Annotated in this window: 9 protein-coding genes and 3 pseudogenes; 9 read left to right on the top strand and 3 right to left on the bottom strand. The window is 49.5% G+C overall.

Annotated elements, in window-relative coordinates; translation table 11 throughout:
- Positions 1-3 precede the first annotated feature (3 nt).
- The 6 genes and pseudogenes from ATN88_RS09790 to ATN88_RS09765 all read left to right on the top strand — a co-directional run bounded on the left by ATN88_RS09790 (position 4) and on the right by ATN88_RS09765 (position 11,097).
- On the top strand, positions 4-654 hold the full coding sequence (locus ATN88_RS09790) for a c-type cytochrome (protein WP_067414829.1): 651 nt from the start codon (positions 4-6) through the stop codon (positions 652-654).
- A 262-nt stretch (positions 655-916) separates the two neighbouring features.
- A pseudogene (locus ATN88_RS09785) lies at positions 917-3,669 on the top strand (alkaline phosphatase family protein).
- A gap of 242 nt (positions 3,670-3,911) precedes the next feature.
- Positions 3,912-5,074 (top strand): annotated as a pseudogene (wecB, locus tag ATN88_RS09780) (non-hydrolyzing UDP-N-acetylglucosamine 2-epimerase).
- A 131-nt stretch (positions 5,075-5,205) separates the two neighbouring features.
- On the top strand, positions 5,206-7,242 hold the full coding sequence (locus tag ATN88_RS09775; RefSeq protein WP_232313049.1) for a glycosyl transferase family protein: 2,037 nt from the start codon (positions 5,206-5,208) through the stop codon (positions 7,240-7,242).
- Positions 7,242-10,274, top strand: a complete 3,033-nt coding sequence (locus ATN88_RS09770; RefSeq protein ID WP_067414826.1) for an NfrA family protein — start codon at positions 7,242-7,244, stop codon at positions 10,272-10,274. The genes ATN88_RS09775 and ATN88_RS09770 overlap by 1 nt, the downstream gene beginning before the upstream one ends.
- On the top strand, positions 10,240-11,097 hold the full coding sequence (locus tag ATN88_RS09765) for a DUF4434 domain-containing protein (protein WP_157490691.1): 858 nt from the start codon (positions 10,240-10,242) through the stop codon (positions 11,095-11,097). The genes ATN88_RS09770 and ATN88_RS09765 overlap by 35 nt, the downstream gene beginning before the upstream one ends.
- Before the next feature lie 8 nt (positions 11,098-11,105).
- Here ATN88_RS09765 and ATN88_RS09760 read toward each other — a convergent pair whose 3' ends face one another.
- Both ATN88_RS09760 and ATN88_RS09755 read right to left on the bottom strand, forming a co-directional pair.
- Positions 11,106-12,620 (bottom strand): cytochrome-c peroxidase, encoded by a 1,515-nt coding sequence (locus tag ATN88_RS09760; protein ID WP_067414819.1) that lies wholly within the window; start codon positions 12,618-12,620, stop codon positions 11,106-11,108.
- A gap of 203 nt (positions 12,621-12,823) precedes the next feature.
- Positions 12,824-14,365, bottom strand: a complete 1,542-nt coding sequence (locus tag ATN88_RS09755; protein WP_067414816.1) for a cytochrome-c peroxidase — start codon at positions 14,363-14,365, stop codon at positions 12,824-12,826.
- A gap of 420 nt (positions 14,366-14,785) precedes the next feature.
- On the opposite strand from ATN88_RS09755, the gene ATN88_RS09750 reads away from it, so the two are divergent.
- The 3 genes from ATN88_RS09750 to ATN88_RS09740 all read left to right on the top strand — a co-directional run bounded on the left by ATN88_RS09750 (position 14,786) and on the right by ATN88_RS09740 (position 17,622).
- Positions 14,786-16,285, top strand: coding sequence for an ATP-binding protein (locus tag ATN88_RS09750; RefSeq protein WP_067414812.1), 1,500 nt, complete (start codon positions 14,786-14,788; stop codon positions 16,283-16,285).
- Positions 16,286-16,297: 12 nt separating this feature from the next.
- Positions 16,298-16,975 (top strand): response regulator, encoded by a 678-nt coding sequence (locus ATN88_RS09745; RefSeq protein WP_067414809.1) that lies wholly within the window; start codon positions 16,298-16,300, stop codon positions 16,973-16,975.
- 182 nt (positions 16,976-17,157) lie between these two features.
- On the top strand, positions 17,158-17,622 hold the full coding sequence (locus tag ATN88_RS09740; protein WP_067414806.1) for a DUF302 domain-containing protein: 465 nt from the start codon (positions 17,158-17,160) through the stop codon (positions 17,620-17,622).
- An 80-nt stretch (positions 17,623-17,702) separates the two neighbouring features.
- Here the strand turns inward: ATN88_RS09740 and fusA are convergent.
- A pseudogene (gene fusA / locus ATN88_RS09735) lies at positions 17,703-19,789 on the bottom strand (elongation factor G).
- Between the last annotated feature and the right edge of the window lie 134 nt (positions 19,790-19,923).

The following is a 19,923-nucleotide window of genomic DNA, read 5'->3' as shown; positions in this document are numbered from 1 at the left end:
CACATGCAGGTGTCCAAACTACGTCTCGTCGTGGCGGGTGTCGCGGCGAGTATCTGCGCGTTTTCGATAAGCGCGAGTGAATCATTGGTTGAAACCGGTGAGCAACAAGCCGCCGTTTGCAAGGCCTGCCATCAGGTTACGCCAGATGGTATTGCGATTGTAGGACCGCCTTTGTGGGGAATTGCGGAGCGTAACATCGCCTCTTTCCCCGGCTTTGGTTACAGCGATGCACTAAAAGCGCAAAGCGGCAGTTGGGATGAGGCGTCGCTTGATGCCTTTCTCGCTTCGCCCAGCACCTTTGCTCCCGGCACAAACATGGTCTTTCCGGGCGTCGAAAACCCCGATGCGCGAAAAGCCATCATTGCTTGGCTGGCGACCAAAAACGACATTCCTGCCAACTGGTATGCTTCCGAATCGGCGGTTGAGGTAAAACCCCTTGGTGACGGAATTCTCGTGCCTGACGACAATATGGCACTGGTTGCCGCCTCTTGTTCGTCCTGCCATTCACTTCATTTGGTAGTGCAACAAGGCCTCAGCAAAGAGAGTTGGGATGAAACCCTAGAATGGATGGTGGACGAGCAAGGCATGGACCCACTCGAACCAGAAGATCATGAAAAAGTGCTGGTTTATTTAGCTACGCACTATGGTGATTAACCCACATTGAGAGGGGGAGTGACTGCACATTTCCGCATCACTTCCCTTTTCTCTTTGACCGTGTCTTGTAAGCTTTGCTCACCTGCCAACAATTCATACTCGACAATTCATGACAAGACTATCGGTCAAACAAGGTGCACTCGCGCTTTCCGTCGCTCTCGCTGTTGCGCCCGCTGTTTATGCGCAAGACATTGGCAGCACGCCGCTCATCGGTGCGGTGTATAACACCAGCCAACTCGCTTTCTCGAACCTTTTCCAGACAATGGAATTTAGTGCAGTGACTGCGCGAGATGCTGCCTTGTTTACGGTCGGTGGCGTAACCTTAGATGCATTGGTTCTCACCTTACCGCTCGAGGCCGATGTTAAAGCGCGTGTGATTGCACAGCTTTCAAACCCCGTGTACTCCATTCAGCTTGGTCATTTGCTTTACAGTTTCTATGACAAGTACACGGGTGAAATCGTTAACGAGGACATTTTTAAAGGCTATTTGCTCGATACCTTCTCCGAGTCTGAACTGAAAAACTGGCAACATACGCTCTTTTCATTGGAACAAAACAGCGATTCATTAAAGAAAAATAGCGAGACGGCCAGCGAAGACGCCGATACCGAAGCAGCGATCATCAACCGCCAATTCATCGCAATGCTTGTCACCCTTTATGACGCGTTGTTTGGCAAAGACAAGCTACTCTATGGCAACGAACTGCCCGACCAATATCAATACCTCACGGACAGCCCTGCGGACAAAGAAACCGTCGCGACGGTGCAAAACATCCTTATCCAGCTTCTCACCCAATACAGTGACAGCCTCGAAGAAGGCGACATCAAATACGCGATTTTACGGGTGATCGATGATGGCAAGCCGGAAAATCAGGATAAGGAGAACAACCAAGCGCAGGCCATTACTATAAGCCTAATCGATTTTGTTCGACTCAATGTGCTGAAAGGCTATCGACAATTTTTGCTCGATAAAGCCAAATCTGAAGCCGTTGGAAGTTGGCTCACAAAAACGTTGAAAGACGACCCAAGCCAAGTGCTCGAGTACCTTCGCTATCAAGACACTCGCCCCTTGGCAGTTCAAGTGGTGGTAGACGGCCTGCAACAAGGCTTGATGCAGGGTTTGGTGAGCAAGAAACCGTCTCCTTTCTTGCAACAGGTTAAAATCGACGAGCTGAGTGCAGAAAGCTTTGCCCCCTCGATCAACGAAACGACCACCACCAATGTCATGCCAGACAACCGCTTTTTGTACCAAGTCGCGGAGACGCCGTTTGATGACCCTCGCTATCTGCCCTTTTTCAGAAAGCTCTACGATACCGACCGCAACGGCGTTGTCGAATATGGCGTTTCTACCACGCCCACTATCAGCGTACGTAACCTTCCCATCGTAAAAACGGGCGCGAACGTGGCGGGTGAAGGCGGTACGGGCATTCCAAACTTCCATTTCGTCGACCGTAAGCAAGATCGTGCCTACTACTTCTTTGGAAACGATGCCTTGCAACTCGACCCATTGTTTGACGGCAATGGTGCCAAATCGCAGTTTGAACGCCTTGTTCCTATGGTCACGCTAAACTGCAACGCGCAATATGATTGGTACGCTCAGTCCAGTTATGATCCGCTGTTAAACCTTGGTCTTGGTGAAGCGATTCGCGATTTTGGTGAACAACGTTGCTTGAACGATCTCGACAGGCGCGGCAAAGAAGAGGCCGCCCTTCGAAAACAGCGCGAACAACTTGTTCAAGAGATCCAAAACTATCAAGACATTTCCGTCTGGTCTCCCGTTACCCGTTACACCAAGCGTTTAGCCATAGAAGATCAGCTAAAAGGGTATGCGGAGAAATCACAAAAAGGCTTGCCTGACTATGTGCTGGCTTACAATCCGTGGGCGGATCACTTTGCACATTTCACCGGTCCATTCGCCGATGAGATTCTTGCGCCAACCGGTGAGCTGAACCGTTTGGACTATTGGCTGGGACGCATGGAAAGCGTTTATCAAGATGCTGGCGTTTACGATCAGGTACTTTGGGGCATGGCAGGCGACCATGGTTTGACGCTATCCACTACATCGTCAGTCCCGAAAAAGAGGTGTTCGCTGGACTGAGCAAGGATTACGGCATCACGCCAATCGTGCGTAAAATTTCCTCGGATGAAGGGGAAGGCCCCAAAATCACCCATGCTTTCCGCTATCCGAGCAATCGCGGTATCGACATCATTGTCGCTTCCACCGCGGGCGGCAATTATATGATGGACTTGTTCAACTCGACGCGAGGATGGGCCACCCAGCCCCTATTCCATGAACTGACGTTCTGGAAGCCCTTGTCATCGAAAGCGGACGACCCTGCTATCGACATCGTGCATGAAACTGTAAATCGATTGGGTGACAGCCTGGACTATTTAGCCTTACGCGAGACAGATTGCAGCATTGAACAATGTACGCTGCGTTTGGTGGGTCAACGAGACGGAAAACGCGTGGATGAGTTTATTGAAAGAAAAGGCGAACACGCCCGTTATTTTGCCAAAGGAGGAGCACAACCTGTCCTTCTCGACCTTTACGAGCAAAATCCTTACGTCGCTCCTCAATCCGATTCACTGAAAGCAGAGAAGTTATCCTTGTTGGCTCGCTGTATGGACATTCCTGAAAGTGCCGCCTCTGACACTTGGTGTAACGAAGACCAATGGCGTCAGTTGACGCGGTTGACGCCAAGGCCTGACAGCGTCAATCAGTTAGCACACCTTTACGACGAAGACAGAGCGGGCACCATCAACCTCTTCCCTGCGCAAGGAATCGGGTACAACACCAAAGTACCTGGTCGTCACGCTGGTGAACACTTCCATGAGAAAGATGCGTTTATTGGATTTTGGGGAACGCCAGTCAATGCAACGAAACGGATTGATACAGCAGTTAACGGCTCGCTGTCACCCACAATCTATCAATATCTCACGGGTAACACTGTTGTTGTTGGCCTCGATGGGTGGGGATTCCCCTCTTTGCTGAACCAACTCACGGTTGAAAACCCGTAGCTGCTACATCTAACCTGATTGCGCACCGCACGCGCAATCAGGTTAATTTTTACTCACACCGTAAGCCACTTTGTAAATTCCGGCTTACAGACACTCTCACCTTGCAACCTAATTAACGTGTTACTATCTTGCGCATATCTCTATATTATGTGATATGCGTCCAATATTTTTGCAATTTGAAATGTAGTAAACCGCTATTTCAACCCTCGCTCAACTATTAGGACGTCGCCAGATTTCAGTGAATGAGACACAACGACTGTGTAATTCGTCTGAAACTGCAAGTAATACCCACAGATTGTTGCAGTAGTAAGAGCACCTCAGCTATGGAATATCACGCCCTAATCGTGACAGGCACACGCCCAGAAGTTATAAAAATGGCACCTGTCTACCACGCACTTAAAAATAACGACATTTCCGTACGTTGGTGCCACTCCGGTCAACACGACACGCTCGCAGACCAAGCCTTCAAGCACTTTGATATCACGCCTGATATCACGTTAAAGCGACCCGAGGCGGATGACCTCTCCTCCCTCTGCGCCGGCCTTCTCGCGCAGTTAAGCAAAGTCATCACACAAGACAAACCCAAATGTGTTCTCGTTCATGGAGACACAAGCTCAACCCTCGCCGCTGCCCAAGCCGCTTTTTACCAACAAATACCCGTCATTGCCCACGTCGAAGCCGGACTTCGCTCAGGCAATCTTTTCCACCCTTTCCCAGAAGAAGCGAACCGCAAGCAAGTCGCGACCATCGCCAGCCGTCATTATCCGCCTACGCCTCGCGCACTCTCGGCCTTGCTGTCAGAAGGCGTCAATCCCGACCAAATCCTCACTACGGGCAACACCGTCATTGATGCCCAGCACTACTTGATTCATCAAACAAAGTTGAACAATCAGAAGACAAAGAGCTAGTGCTGGTCACTGCTCACCGACGTGAGAATTGGCAAAACTTGGCTGTGATTTGTAACGCGGTCAATGCACTCGCTGAGCGACACCCTAATTTAACCTTCGTGTTTGCCACGCATCCCAATCCCGCCGTGTTGTCTCAGGTTAAGCAGCATCTCGCCTCTCGAGACAATATTGAGATCAGCGAACCGATGGGTTATCTCGAACTGCAGCAGACACTGGCAAATGCCGCATTGGTGCTGACCGACTCTGGCGGCATTCAAGAAGAGGCACCAACGTACCAAGTGCCTGTCGTGGTGCTAAGAGAAACAACGGAGCGTCCAGAGGCCTGCGACATTGGTATTGCGATTCTCGCAGGTGCCAACGACACAAACCGGATACTGGATGCCGCAGAAGAGTTGCTCGCCCGACAGTCTTCGTTTTTCACCAACCCATTTGGTGACGGTACGGCCGCAGAAGCCATCGCCCATGACATCAAGGAGCTTTTGAATGAGCTTCCTTGATGGCTTTTTGATTTATCTTTACGGCCTGAAATACATCACCTTGGTTTTGATGATCGGCCTGTTCATTTTCGGCTTGATGACTTGATGCTGGACGGCTATTACTGGTACGTCGTTTTTATCGCAAGCTCACCGTGTATCGTAAAAACGGACGCGTCGACCCTAACCAGCTTTTTGCCAAGAAAGAGCAGCCACTGGCGATCATGGTGCCGGCTTGGCAAGAGGTAGGGGTCATCGGAAAGATGGCCGAGTTAGCCGCGAAGACCCTCGACTACGAGAACTATCAGATTTTTGTTGGCACTTATCCCAACGATCCCCAGACACAAGCAGATGTGGATGCCGTTTGCGCGCAATACAGCAATGTTCACAAAGTGGTCTGTGCGCGTCCGGGGCCAACCAGTAAAGCCGATTGTCTCAATAACGTCGTGGCATCGATTGTCGCGTTTGAAGAGAAAGCGAAGATTACGTTCTCTGGCTTTATTCTTCATGATGCCGAAGACGTGCTTTCTCCGATGGAGCTGCGCCTTTTTAACTTTTTGCTGCCAAGCAAAGATTTGATCCAATTGCCCGTCTACCCCTATGCGCGCAAATGGTGTCAATTCACGCCAGCACACTATCTGGATGAATTTGCCGAAACACACGGCAAAGACGTTGTGGTTCGCGAAGCGCTCGCGGGACAAGTACCCAGTGCTGGGGTTGGCACCTGTTTCAGCCGAAAAGCCATCTTGAAGCTATTGAAAGAAGGTGACGGCTTGCCGTTCGATGTGCAATCCCTTACTGAAGACTACGATATTGGCTTTCGCCTCAAGCAGTGGGGACTCAACGAGATTTTCGTGCAGTTCCCTGCCATGCCAAAGGAAGCCATTTTAAAAGAGTCTGCGTTTGGCATCGGTGATCGCGCTTCGCGCTACATTTGTGTGCGCGAGTATTTCCCTGCAACCTTTTCAACCGCCGTGAGGCAAAAGAGCCGCTGGATCATCGGTATCGTGTTTCAGGGCATGAAAAACCACAGCTGGAGTAAAGACTGGAAGATAAATTACTTCCTGTGGCGTGACAGGCGTGGAGTCATCTCAAACACCATCGCATTTCTTGCGACGCTTATCTTCCTGCACCTTCTGATGATTGCTGGCTACCAGTTTTTCGTCAAAGACAGCTACCAGTTCCTGTCTATTTTTAACAACGATCCCGTTGTGAGATTCTTCATTTTTGCCAACGCGTTCTTTTTCCTCAACCGCATGACCCAGCGTTTTATCTTCGTGACACAGTACTACGGGCTGTTTCAGGGGCTGATGTCACTTCCCCGTGTTGTTTGGGGCAATGTCATCAATTTCGCTGCAAACATGCGCGCGGTAAAACAGGTGATTGCACAAGGCGACCCTCGCCGTGTGGCATGGGATAAAACCACCCATGACTTCCCTGTGATTGATGACAACCGTCGAACGCCATTGGGTCAGATCCTTATCGAGCAAGGTGCCATCAGCGAAACGCGTTTAGACGATGCATTGTTGCATCTGCCACCAAACATGCGCCTAGGTGCGTTTCTGGTGCGCGAAGGGTATGTTTCCAATGAGGCCGTCAGTCAGGCAATCGCACAACAAGCGGGTGCCAAGTTTGACACTTTTGATCCCTTTGCTGTTGACGCCGATTTGATCGCCAATTTTCCTTCAACGTTGGCATTGAAGTACATGGTATTTCCCCTCAGCAAAACCAAAGACAAGTTGGTTTTAGCTGCCGAATCTCAAGTATCACCCGTCGCCCTAGCCGCCATTCAACGCCAAACAGGCAAGTTCGTGTCTTATCGTATTGTCGAGCAGGGCTTAGTGACGCTGGGCATCCGCTATCACTACATGAATGATACCAATGCCGATTACCGACCAATGTTAGAACAAACAGAGAAGCAAGGTGTTACGAGTGAGCAGGTCAAACAACATTTGGATAAATACCTGGTCTCTCAACAGCCGCTTGGCATGTTGCTAGTAGCAGAAAAGCTGCTGGAGCCAGCCGTTCTCAATCAGGCTCTCATTAACTACGATTATTCTCCGGCCATGAAATTCGGTGAATTTCTCAAAGAACACGGCTATATCACCGAAGACCAACTGAATTGGGCATTGGCGCAGCAAGCGCAACAACAGCCTTTGGCTAACTTCCTTAACGTAGCGGTGAAAGCCTGATGAAGTATTCAAAAACAGCCATCGCCGCTCTGTTGGTGTCGGTCAATGCACACGCGACCAGCGAGATCATGCAGGGGCTCAGTGAGTTCGATGAATTTCGCACTTACCCCTACATCAACAAAGCGTATCAACTTGAGAGAGAGAAACAGTTCTCCGCAGCTGAAGATGAAGTTGAAAAAGCCCTGCATGTGGCGCCGGAGCATTTGCCTTTTCAACGCTTCCAATACAGCTTGTTGACCAAAGCGGGTGATTACAGCGAAGCCGCGCGTGTGTTGCAGAACATTCCCAAAGATGAAAGGGAAGGCATGTTGCTGTCGTTGCGTCAGCAACAAATCAGCAAGGCTGGCGTATTAACTCAAGCCGAGCTCACCCCTTTGCTGAAAGGTTTAACGCTGGAAGAACAACAAAAGCTGGTGCTTAGCTACCTGTATCACCTCGAAAAAATCGACGGGGAAGATGAAGCACTGGCTTGGGCAATGTCTTTGCCAACAAAGCTTAAATCCCTCGATGTGTTGACGTTTGAAGCTGAAACCGCATTTGAACTGAAGCGATATGATCATGTCACTGACACGCTCTCGAAAGTCGCGACACAGCAAGACTTGCCTGAGCACCAAACGGCATTGCTCGGCCTTAGCTATCTTGCAAAAGCCGATGTCGACAGCGCACTAGCCATCGCGAATGCGTCACCAAAAGCCAAAAGTAGCGAAGCGATTGTTCGCCAACACATCGAAAATCTGGTTAACGACAACAACGTTGCTGAAGCACGTGAACAGTATGCGTGGCTTGCCGAGCATCATCCTCTGTCAGATGCGGATTACAAAAAGAGCTTTGAGCTTGCCATCAAAGACAAAGACTTTGAGAAGGCACTGGATTACTCAGAGATGGCAGGTGTGGATTGTCTGTCGACGGCAGATTTATACCTGAAGCTAGACCAACGCGCGAAGGCAAAGAGCACGCTCGCAGGATGCAATGTCAGCGAGAATCCCAAGAATTGGCTGTTCCTTGCTGAGAAGATCAATATGGTCAGTGCCATTGAGTCACAGCGATTTAAGTCACCGGAGGCTGCATCACTTCGTCGTTCGATCCTTGCCAACCTCTACAACCGCAAGCATCAGTATCAAAAGCAGATTGCTTTGCTAAAGGGAACGCGCCAGCTTAAGGAAATTAAGCTTTTGGCCATTGCCTATCAGCGCACCAAAGCCTACCCGGAAGCAATTGATACCTGGTATCAGCTGTTTCTGAGAACAGGAGATACCGAGGCACTGAACACGGCGAGCACGCTTGCAATCGAGCACCTCGGTGCACAAAAAGCCATTCGTTTGGTGCGAGACTCTCTGCCAAAGCTTCGCAGCGAAAAAGAGCGTGAGATACAACTCGATCGTCTTCTAAACCTCTACTACCACCATCCTGAGTACTTTGTCGCGTCAGACATCACCATGTTCAAAGGCCACGATATCTCGTCGTTGGCATTGGCAGAGCTATGGGCAAAATACGACGCATGTGACGTTGTCACAAAAAATATCACTCATCCCACGACAAGCTTTGAATATCGAGTGTTGGGTTTCTGTATTTATGAGGACGAACCTGAACGGGGATTGGCGTATCTCAACAAAGCACACGCTCTAAAACCCAGTGAATTAGACACACTCTACTACGGCTACATATACAGTTATCTTGGCCAACAGGAAAAAGCCCTAAGTTACTGGCTGCTTATTCCAGAAAACCAACAGACGCCCAATATTAAATTGCAGATCGGACGCACCTACTATGCATTAGGTGGCTACGACAATGCCGAAAAGTATTGGAAAGCGGCAAAGCTTGAGGACAACTTGAACTGGTGGTTGCTCGGCATAGATACCGCTATTCGCTTGCACCATTTCGAAGCCGCTCGTCTGAGGTTGGATACGGCGAGTACGCTGTTTCATTCAGAGTATCTTGATGCTGAATACCCAATTCTTTATAAAACCTTGGGTGACACCAAAAGCCTGATCGCGTTTTATGAAAGCGAAATTCAGCAGCACCCAGAGATGGGTATTGTCAAAGCAGAGCTTGCCTACACACTCTTCGAACAAGACCCGAAGCGTGCGGTATCGCTGTTGGAGCAAGCCATGCCCGATTTGAATGCGGAGCAAAAAGTGCAAGCAGAACGTCAGTTGGCGTTGGGGTATTCGCGACTGGGTGAATCGTCAAAAGCCAAGGACATGTATGTGAAGGCGATTGACCATCTTGACGACAAAGATAGCCCTGAAACTCTGCATTACCTTCAAAGTGGTTTTAAGACAGCCGATCACGATTGGCAATTCAGCCTGAGTAGTACGTTAGGTAACGATACGCGAAATGCATCCAGTGCGCTGCGCCCAGAGAACCAAAGCTGGTTCCTGCTTGCAGAAGCATCCAAAGATATTCTCAGACACAGCAATGGAGAGAAGTCCCTGACCTTCAAGCTTGCTTGGCTATCTTCTGGTGAGAGCGACCCCTTCGATCAACGAGAATATGACATCGGTTTGTCTTGGCGGCCTTTCGAACAAACAGACTTTAATCTCGCGATGGGCTTTAGACAAACAGTAAAAGGCGGATTTGAAAGCGACGCCTACATCCGTGCATACGGCGATGTACTGGCTGGTTTCGACTACGGCAAAGGTTGGCGCGTCAACAGTGACTATTGGTGGTATCAAAGCCTCTATTTAGATGCCTTTAAATACCTTGATGAAAACCAAACCCTGCTATTTGGCCGCTACGAAGGCGGACCTGTGTTTCCTTGGATTGAGCAAAACCAACAACGCCTGCGCGCTTACGGTTTTGTTCAGCACGATCAAGACATGGATGACGACAACCCAGACGATACCCACCGCAAAGACTTGCGTGCCGGCCTGGGCGTGGGCTGGCTAAGTGCCTGGGATTACAATAAATACAGTGGCTATAACCATGACGTGGAGATTGATTTAGAGTGGCAGCACATTATCGACAGCGATTACTATCCAAACTCCAACAAAGACAATGCCTTTATGCTCCGCTTCTACTGGCACTACTAGCCTTAGTCAGGCGGCACATAGCGATGCCCTGTTTTATCAGCCACTGAACATGGACAAGGCGTTGAGTGAGGTTAAATGGAAAGCAAACACTCACTATCTTCATGAGCAAGGTGTGTCCTCTGCCGTTGTGCAGTGGACACAGTTCGGAGATGAAACCTTTGGCGGCGAGCACGGATGGCTTGCGTCTCGCTTAGATCTGTGGATGAAACAAAGCCCCGTATGGTTTGGCCTCTATTCCGACCCTGAATACTTTTCCGCCATTGATGTGCCTGCGGATGAGCAACGCCTCTACCTAGACGCTTTGCTTAGCAAAAACGAAGAGACCCTGTCAGCATGGACAACTTGGCTTGACACCAGACGCGAGCGAGTCGCTGGGCTTTACCTCCCGTTTGAGCTATCTGACTACTATTTCCAGACAACAGCCTCTCAACACCACCTGAATCACGCGCTGAGACGTTTTGCGGATAACACGACGCATCCGGTCGCGATCAGTGTGTTCATCAATGGTGTGATGCCACCAGAGACATTTGCAGCTTGGATTTCCTCCATTCAGCAAACAGGTGTAAAGGTTTGGCTTCAAAACGGCAGAGGCACAGGTGCGCTGCCCAAGGCAACGGTTCAACGTTACATCGAAGCATTGCCCTGTGATGTGGGCATTATCGATGAGATATTCCATCAAGAAAGTGCCTCTCCCTTTAAGGCGAGACCCATGACAGATGCAGAAAAACAGAAGGCGCAGATAGCAGCAGAAGCATGCCATCCGCACCTTACGTTTTCATTTAGATATTGGCGACCGATGCCGTTTCCGTTGCCAATTCCTTAACGCTTTTTCTAAAGCGGTGTACCGTTGACATCTGTCGCGATAAGCAACAGGTTGTCAACGTCATCGCTTTCATCAGCAATCCACGGTGACATACACGTGCGATCTTTCACACAAGGGTCAGTCAGGGCTTCTAGGAAAGCGACCAACTGCCAGCGTTCTTTCTCACTCAACCAAATATAAGGCAGCTTGGAGATCGCAAATGCCCTTTCAAGCTCTGTTTTCTCTACCGCAAGCTTGGTGTTTTCAACCGCGTGAGGATACGCATTCTCACAATCTGCCAGACCTTCAAATTGCGGTAGCGCACACCAACCGCCCTTCGCAAAGTAGGCTTTCACCGCTTCTGTCGGATTAACGTGATGGTCAACGACATCCTTAAGCGTTTGATACGCACCCGCATGGCCATAAGGCTTGGTTACTTCTACATTTAGCAATCCTGGCGTTCGGAAACGGTAACGCTCTTCGCTGTTGCCCGTTGCCATTTCTCTACCAAAGTCATCATCGTTAACCACACCCTTGCCTACACCGATTTGAGGAAAGCCAATCGCATGTGTTTCACCGTCGGTAAAGAAGGTGCCAGAGTGACAGTTTGCACACCCTGCCCCGCCCATTTCAGCACGGGTTAAAAAGAGTGTCGCGCCTGCAATCTCGTCCGCACTAAGCGCGTTGCGGTTGCCGTCAACATATTGCTGCCACGGCGAGTTCACAAACACCATTGAGCGTTCATATTCACCAATCGCCAGTGCAATATTTTCGTAAGTGATGAGGGTTTGTGCATCAGCAACCAGATTGAACGCTTTTTGAAATTCGGCCAGCCAGTTGTTTACCGCCAACTCGCCTTCACCAATGCCATAATCCCCTAAACGCGCCGCCAAATGCTGACGCACCGCTTCGTTTCGGCTTCCCGCCTCAAATGTGGTGTCACGCATTTCAGCCTGCGAAGTCACAGGAAAACGTGCTTGGGCTGTTGCGAGATTTGGCCCAGCCAGCGGATCGGCAACACCTAACCCGCTATCGGGTGTACTGATCGAGGAAGCAGCACCGTTTTGTCCGGGCTCTTGACCCATGCTTTCCAAACGAGAATCCCAGAAAAGCGTGGTGTCCCAAAGTCCCAAGTTAAACACTGTCGGACTGTTACGCGGGACATCGGGCAAACCGTCCTCGTCGACACGCCCAACACCCAATACTTCTGGGCGTTTCGCATTAACCCCGACAGGCAGACTCAGCTCGTCAGAGCCACCGAGCATAGGGTGGTGGCAACTCACACACGCCACATCTTTATCACCACTCAAGCCCTTAGTGAAAAACAGCTTCTTCCCTAATTGAGCCAGAGGGTCATTGATAGATGGAAGATCTCTCCCTTCCGCAGGGTTACCTCTCAACCCTTGTTCATCAATCAGTTTGTCCAGCGCGATATGGTCAGCAACGTCAATTGTTGAATGGTCAGTTTGGCTCCATGCCAATGTCGCGCTCGTACTAACACCGACGGTGATCAGCACCGTTGAGGCAAATTTTAATACTCGCATTGTCTTCCTTTACGTTGATATTGTTTAACCCGGCCACGGAATGACCAGAAAGCAAGACAATTAAATCAATATTGGAAGGAGCCCAAAAACTTGCACACGAGATCACGCGACTGACCTCATGCGCAAGCGCTGATGTTGCATGATTGTTAAATCCGTTATTTTAACTCCCCCGAAAACCGCTTCGAGCGTTTCGGGTTTCGTCGTTATAAGTTGACCCCATTTACATCCGTTGCGATCAAAACCTGATCATCGGGATTGTCAGCCACTGCATCGGCTATCCAAGGAAGCATACAATTTCTGTCCGTCACGCAAGGATCCGTCAAGGCATTCAAAAACGCTTCAAGCTGGTCTCTTTCTCTGCCATTCAAACCGACGTTTTCAAACAAGGAAGTGCCATCATCTTGTTCATCATCCAGTTTGTTCAAGGCGCGGAACGAGTTTTGGCGAGCATCGGGATACAAACTTGTACACCCAGACACGTTTTCGAACTGGTCGAGATCGCATAACTCGTCATCATCGAAAAAGTCATCCACCGTATTTCTCGGGTTGTTGTAGTGACGAAGTACGTCGTCCAAGGTGGCATAGGCACCTGCATGACCATAAGGTGCTGTTACGGCAATATTGAGTAGCGAGGGTGTGCGGAAGCGATAGCGATCATCTGTATCTCCCGTGATGAGCTCTCTGCCAAAATCATCATCATCGCCAACATCTTTTCCCGGCCCAATTTGTGGGAAGCCCACCGTGTGTTGCTGACCGTCACTGAACAGGCTACCGCTGTGACAATTTACACAACCACCGCCATCTTCAGCTGCCGAGGTGAAAAAGAGGATCGCCCCCTCAATTGCATCATCACTCAGCGCAGAGGTGTTACCATCCAGATAGTTTTGCCAAGGTGAGTTAACGAATACCATCGAACGCTGATATTCCGCCAACGCAAGCGCGATATTATCGAAGGTGATCAAGGTTGCTGCGTCAGCACTGCTGCTAAAGGCGGTTTGGAACGCTGTTAACCATTCGTTGGTCGCTAGCTCACCAGCACCTTCACCGAAATCACCGATACGGGCTGCTAAATGGTCTCGGATGGATTCATTGGTTTCGCCCGATTCGAAGGTGGTGTCTTTCATTTCCTCTTCTGAGGTTACAGGGAAGCGCGCCTGAGCGGTAACAAGGTTACCTCCAGCATTGGTATCGGCCACACCAAAGCCTGAATCCGGGGTACTGATGCCTGATGCGGCACCATTCTGCCCCGACTCTTTGCCCAAGCTTTCAACACGTGAATCCCAGAACAAACTGGTATCCCATAAAGCCACATTGAACACGGTTGGCGAGTTTCTCGGAACATCAGGCAAGTCATCACTATCAACGCGTCCTGCCCCCATCACCTCAGGCTGAACAGCATTGACACCCACTGGCAGACTTAACGCATCAGCACCACCGAGCATGGGGTGATGGCAGCTTGCACAAGCAACATCCAAATCGCCACTCAGGCTTTTGCTGAAAAAGAGCTTTTTGCCCAATTGTGGCAAGGGGTCGTTAATGTTCGGAATGGTTCGCCCTGACGTCGGGCTAATCGCAAGGTTGAGGTTACTGATAATCGCATCCAGTTGTGATTGCGAGGCGGTTTGCATCTGCACCGAATCATTGCCGTCGCCATCACCTCCTCCACCACCACAGCCTTGCAAGCTCAGCAGAATGACAACTGACATCCAAATCGTGTTCTTATTGTTTTTTAGTGAACTCAACATGCGCTTTCCCTAAATGTTGCTGTTTTCTTTAGCCTAAGCGGGAAAAGTGCAAGTCTTGCGTAAGAAATGTGGATCAATTGTGCAACTTATGAAACCAAGGTTCGCAACAACAGCACTCTACATATACTCTCTGTATACCCAAATAACCCGAAGATGCAGCATTCAGCGAGTTTAACGGGTGTTGTGATCGCGACGTCCCTTTGCAGGTGTAGTCACCTCCATCAAAAAGGGACAACAAAGAGCACGACGACCGTCAACTCGCCCACAGGGAAGGCTTCAATGAGCCCACTTCTTCGTTAAATTCCACGGAAATAGAATGACTATTCCACGCGAAATTTGCCTCGAATTAAGCACATTGATGACCTCTGAATTCGAGCATCTTCATGTTGTTTGGGTATAAGTCAACGACTTGGAGTTCACATGTCACTGTTTATCCGTTTATGGTTGAGCTTTATCGCTACCTTGGGGGCTATTTTGTTGCTCCTTTACGTTGCGATTCAATGGAGTTTTGATAACGGACTTATTCGCTACATCAACCAGCGGGAAGCGGCGACGTTTGAAACCCTCTCACAGAACCTTGTGGCTTTTCACACCCTGAATAACGGCTTGGAACTTCTAGAACAAACGCCGTTTTATTGGCGCAAGATATTGATGCTTTCAGAAGAGGGGGATCTTCTCGACGACGAACGCATGAACGATTGGATGATCGAAAGGCTATTCGAGCCGGAAAGACGTCCGCCACCACCAAGGCACAGGCCACCACCCAAGAGTGATACCGTCGGAGAAAGAATGCGAGAGCGCGCCGACAAGCAACGTCCGCCAGGTAGACCTCCGCACCCAAGAGACCACTTACCTGTCAGTTTGCTGAGCATTGATAACGTGTCGATCTTCGGCCCCTTCAAGCCAGATTTTAATGTCATTCCTGTCGAGGCTGATGGAACGGTGATAGCGAATCTTGCTTGGCCTTCCTCTCGTATTCCAGAAAGCTCGTATGACGTGGCGTTTGCAGAAAGCCAAAAGCACGGATTTCTCGCCTTGGCATCCATGGCACTGATTCTCGGCTCTATTCTCGCTCTGTTCTTTTCACGTCAATTCACTAAACCTTTGGGTCAGATTGCCCGCACCACCGAAAAACTGACGCAAGGCAACTATGACGCCAAGACTCACCTTGCAGGCAGTGACGAAATTGCCAACCTCGGGAATAACATCAACAAACTGGCGGCGACGTTAAAGCAAGCTGAGAGTGCCCGCAGAGACTGGTTGGCGAGCACTGCCCATGAATTAAGGACGCCGCTTTCCATCATCAAAGGGGAATTTGAGGCCATCATTGATGGTATAAGACCGGCGGACAAAACCACGCTCGCGTCGATAGAAGAAGAGGTCGCGCATCTCCAAACCTTGATTGAAGACTTGTATGAGCTAACGAACGCCGACATTGGTGCGATTCGCTACAACTTAGCCCCTCTGGATTTGTCCGCATCTGTCCAACAGATTTGCGACAAGCAATCTCCCTTGCTGCTTACCAAAGGGTTAACCCTGACATCTCATATCCCTTCGAGCGACATCATGGTCAATGCCGATGAAATGCGGATTCAGCAGCTTCTTGAAAACCTTTTTAGCAACAGTGACAAGTACACAGACAAACCCGGAAGCATTGCTGTATCGCTTACTACAGAGGCAGATTCCGCCATATTGACAGTGGAAGACAGTGCGCCAGGTGTTCCCGATGACGCGCTGCCACGCTTGTTTGAGAAACTCTTTCGCGTCGAGTCTTCACGCAATCGCTTAACAGGTGGCTCGGGATTAGGGCTCGCGGTCGCGAAGAAGATTGTCGAGGCGCACGATGGCACCATTGTCGCCAACCATTCCAGCTTAAAAGGACTAAAGCTGGTCATTACCATTCCATTGTTAAACGACTAATGTGGAGGAAGGATGCCACACATACTCATCGTCGAAGACGAACCTAAAATCTCCCAACTTTTGGCAGATTATTTAAAACAAGATAATCATGAGGTCAGCCAGTTGTATGACGGCGAACATGTCACTGAATGGGTGCTGGGAAACGCCCCAGATTTGATTCTCCTCGACCTGATGTTGCCCGTGAAAGATGGCCTAACTATTTGCCGCGAAATCAGGCAAAGCAGTGATGTCCCCATCATTATGATCACCGCTAAAATCGAAGAAATTGACCGTTTGCTTGGTTTGGAATTGGGTGCAGATGATTACATCTGTAAGCCTTTCTCGCCGCGCGAAGTTGTTGCCCGCGTCAAAACGGTGCTTCGCCGTATTATGCCTGCTAACGCACAGGAACAGGCTTCCTCAATACCTGTGCTGGAGCTGGATGAACAGCGCTACCTCGCCAAGTTCCATCAAGCCGATATCGAACTGACCGCCATCGAATTCAACCTTCTGAACCTGTTAGCCAGCGAGCCCGGTCGCGTGTTCTCCAGACAGCAGCTAATGGACAACATTTATCAGGATCATCGCGTCGTCAGTGAGCGAACCGTGGACAGCCATATCAAGAAACTCAGGAAGAAACTCTGCGCTGCGAATGCCGATGAGGATGTGGTGCATTCGGTTTATAGCGTGGGATATAAATTAGTTTTGTAAGAAAGTTGTACAAACTCTGTCTCCTCTATCGGCGACTTACGTGACAACTGTCGGTTTTTGCTAGTCTATATGTGTTGGCATGCCGTTCAACCGCAGTGATAACCCCGTTGTTTCGTTATCGCAGGTGCGTTGAGCCTGACCTTTGGGTTTCACGCAAAACATATTAAAACGAGGAATCGACAATGAGTGTCAACTTTCGGCTAGTAACGTTCGCAGCGGCTCTTTTCTCTCTATCTGCATTCGCGCATGAGGGCATGATACAGGTGCAAAGCCAGTACAGTGTTCCCATCACGGCAGATCGCTTAGTCGCTGCTGCGAAAGCAAAAGGTCTCACTGTGATGGCGCGAGTCAATCATGGTGAAGGTGCGAAGAAAGCTGGGCTAGATCTTCGACCAACGGAACTGGTGATATTTGGTAACCCGAAAGTCGGGACTCCCATGATGGTGTGCAATCAAACGGCCGGTATCGATTTACCGCAAAAGGCACTGATTTGGGAAGACAAGGACGGTAGCGTTTGGTTGGGATACAACAATCCAAACTACCTTGTTGAAAGGCACCACTTAGAAGACTGTGGCCTGTCGGTAAACAAAGTGGAAAAAGCACTGGTGTCGCTGGCAAAACTCGCCACCCAGCCCTCTCCGAATTAACCCTGTCTATCGTTCACAAAGAAAAAGCCCCGAAGCTTTCGCTTCGGGGCTTTTTTGAACTTCAGAGTTCACGTTAAGAATTACTTCTTAGCGTTTTTCTCTTTTTGCTCAGCGATTACTTTATCAGCAACGTTCGCTGGACATGGTGCGTAGTGTGAGAACTCCATAGAGAACTGACCACGACCAGAAGTCATAGTACGCAGGGTACCGATGTAACCGAACATCTCTGACAGAGGTACGTCACCCTTGATACGAACACCAGTAGTACCAGCTTGCTGGTCTTTGATCATACCACGACGACGGTTCAGGTCACCGATTACGTCACCAACGTGGTCTTCTGGAGTGAACACGTCAACGTTCATGATTGGCTCAAGAAGCTGAGGACCCGCTTTAGGCATAGACTGACGGAATGCGCCTTTCGCTGCGATTTCAAACGCGATTGCAGATGAGTCAACTGCGTGGAAGCCACCGTCGAACAGCTCAACTTCAACGTCCAGTACTGGGAAGCCAGCCATTGGACCAGTTTCCATCATACCTGCGAAGCCTTTCTCGATTGCTGGCCAGAATTCCTTAGGAACGTTACCACCAACAACGGTTGACTTGAAGGTAAAGCCTGAGCCTTGCTCGCCTGGCTTGATGCGGTAATCGATCTTACCGAACTGACCAGAACCACCTGATTGTTTCTTGTGCGTGTAGCTATCTTCAACTGGTTGAGTGATAGTTTCACGGTAAGCAACCTGTGGTTTACCAACGATCAGGTCAACACCGTAAGTACGCTTCAGGATGTCAACTTTGATGTCTAGGTGCAGCTCACCCATACCTTTCAGGATGGTTTCGCCAGTTTCTTCGTCAGTTTCAACTTGGAACGTTGGATCTTCTGCAACCATTTTACCGATCGCGATACCCATCTTCTCAGAACCGCCTTTGTCTTTAGGAGACACAGCGATAGAGATTACTGGGTTAGGGAAGATCATTGGCTCAAGCGTACACTCGTGCTTAACATCACACAGAGTGTGACCAGTTTGAACGTTCTTCATACCTACAACAGCGATGATGTCACCCGCTTGTGCAGATTGAAGTTCGTTACGCTCGTTCGCTTGCATCTCAACCATACGGCCGATACGCTCAGTCTTACCAGTTGCGCTGTTCAGGATGGTGTCACCCTTCTTCATCACACCTGAGTAGATACGGATGAAGGTCAGAGCACCGAAACGGTCGTCCATGATTTTGAACGCCAGTGCGCGCAGTGGCTCGTCTGCAGAAACAGTTGCTACTTCGCCAGTTGGTTCACCAGTTTCTGGATCAGTCAGAGGCTGTGGATCAACTTCTGTTGGAGACGGCAGGTAATCAACAACTGCGTCTAGTACCAGCTGCATACCTTTGTTTTTGAATGCAGAACCACAGAAAGTTGGGAAGAATGAACAGTCGCGAGTACCTTTACGTAGGCAGCGCTTGATGTCTTCGATAGAAGCTCTTCGCCGTCCATGTAAGCCATCATCAGATCATCGTCTTGCTCAACAGCAGTTTCGATCATCATTTCACGGTATTCTTCCAGTTGATCAAGCATGTCTTCTGGAACTTCTTTGATTTCGTAGTTTTCTGGCAGACCTGAATCATCCCAAACGTAAGCTTGACGGTTCAGAATGTCTACAACACCAACGAAGTCATCTTCACGGCCGATTGGCAGAGTCATAACTACTGGGTTTGCGCCCAGAACGTTTTTAACTTGCTCAACAACGTTGAAGAAGTCTGCACCCATACGGTCCAGTTTGTTTACGAAGATGATACGCGCAACTTCTGAGTCGTTCGCATAACGCCAGTTAGTTTCTGACTGAGGCTCAACACCACCAGAACCACAGAAAACACCGATACCACCATCAAGTACTTTCAGTGAACGGTATACTTCAACGGTGAAGTCAACGTGTCCCGGAGTATCGATAACGTTAAAACGGTGGCCTTTCCAGAAACAGCTTACTGCTGCTGACTGGATAGTAATACCACGCTCAGCTTCCTGTTCCATAAAGTCGGTAGTAGATTCACCATCGTGAACCTCACCAGTCTTGTGGATTTGACCGGTCAGCTTCAGGATACGCTCGGTAGTAGTGGTTTTACCCGCATCAACGTGCGCGAAAATACCAATGTTTCTGTATTTACTTAGATCTGTCATTGTTCGTCTCTATAAACAATTACTGGCTTATATCAGGGCGGGGAGTATAGCAGGCGTTGTCGCGTAAAGAAACATGTAGAACACAGGGAGATAAGATAAGTTTACTCCAATGTTTTTTTTGACACATTTCTGCG

This window comes from Enterovibrio coralii, assembly GCF_001559595.1.
Taxonomy (GTDB): Bacteria; Pseudomonadota; Gammaproteobacteria; order Enterobacterales; family Vibrionaceae; genus Enterovibrio; species Enterovibrio coralii.
Note: the sequence above shows the minus strand (reverse complement) of the source record. Positions and strands in the feature narration are given on the sequence as shown.

What these genes read in the sequence shown, in the direction of transcription:
- ATN88_RS09790 (WP_067414829.1), top strand. Translation starts at nt 4, where the DNA reads ATGCAGGTGTCCAAACTACGTCTCGTCGTGGCGGGTGTCGCGGCGAGT.
- ATN88_RS09770 (WP_067414826.1), top strand. Translation starts at nt 7,242, where the DNA reads ATGAAGTATTCAAAAACAGCCATCGCCGCTCTGTTGGTGTCGGTCAAT.
- ATN88_RS09765 (WP_157490691.1), top strand. Translation starts at nt 10,240, where the DNA reads ATGCCTTTATGCTCCGCTTCTACTGGCACTACTAGCCTTAGTCAGGCG.
- ATN88_RS09760 (WP_067414819.1), bottom strand. Translation starts at nt 12,620, where the DNA reads ATGCGAGTATTAAAATTTGCCTCAACGGTGCTGATCACCGTCGGTGTT.
- ATN88_RS09755 (WP_067414816.1), bottom strand. Translation starts at nt 14,365, where the DNA reads ATGTTGAGTTCACTAAAAAACAATAAGAACACGATTTGGATGTCAGTT.
- ATN88_RS09750 (WP_067414812.1), top strand. Translation starts at nt 14,786, where the DNA reads ATGTCACTGTTTATCCGTTTATGGTTGAGCTTTATCGCTACCTTGGGG.
- ATN88_RS09745 (WP_067414809.1), top strand. Translation starts at nt 16,298, where the DNA reads ATGCCACACATACTCATCGTCGAAGACGAACCTAAAATCTCCCAACTT.
- ATN88_RS09740 (WP_067414806.1), top strand. Translation starts at nt 17,158, where the DNA reads ATGAGTGTCAACTTTCGGCTAGTAACGTTCGCAGCGGCTCTTTTCTCT.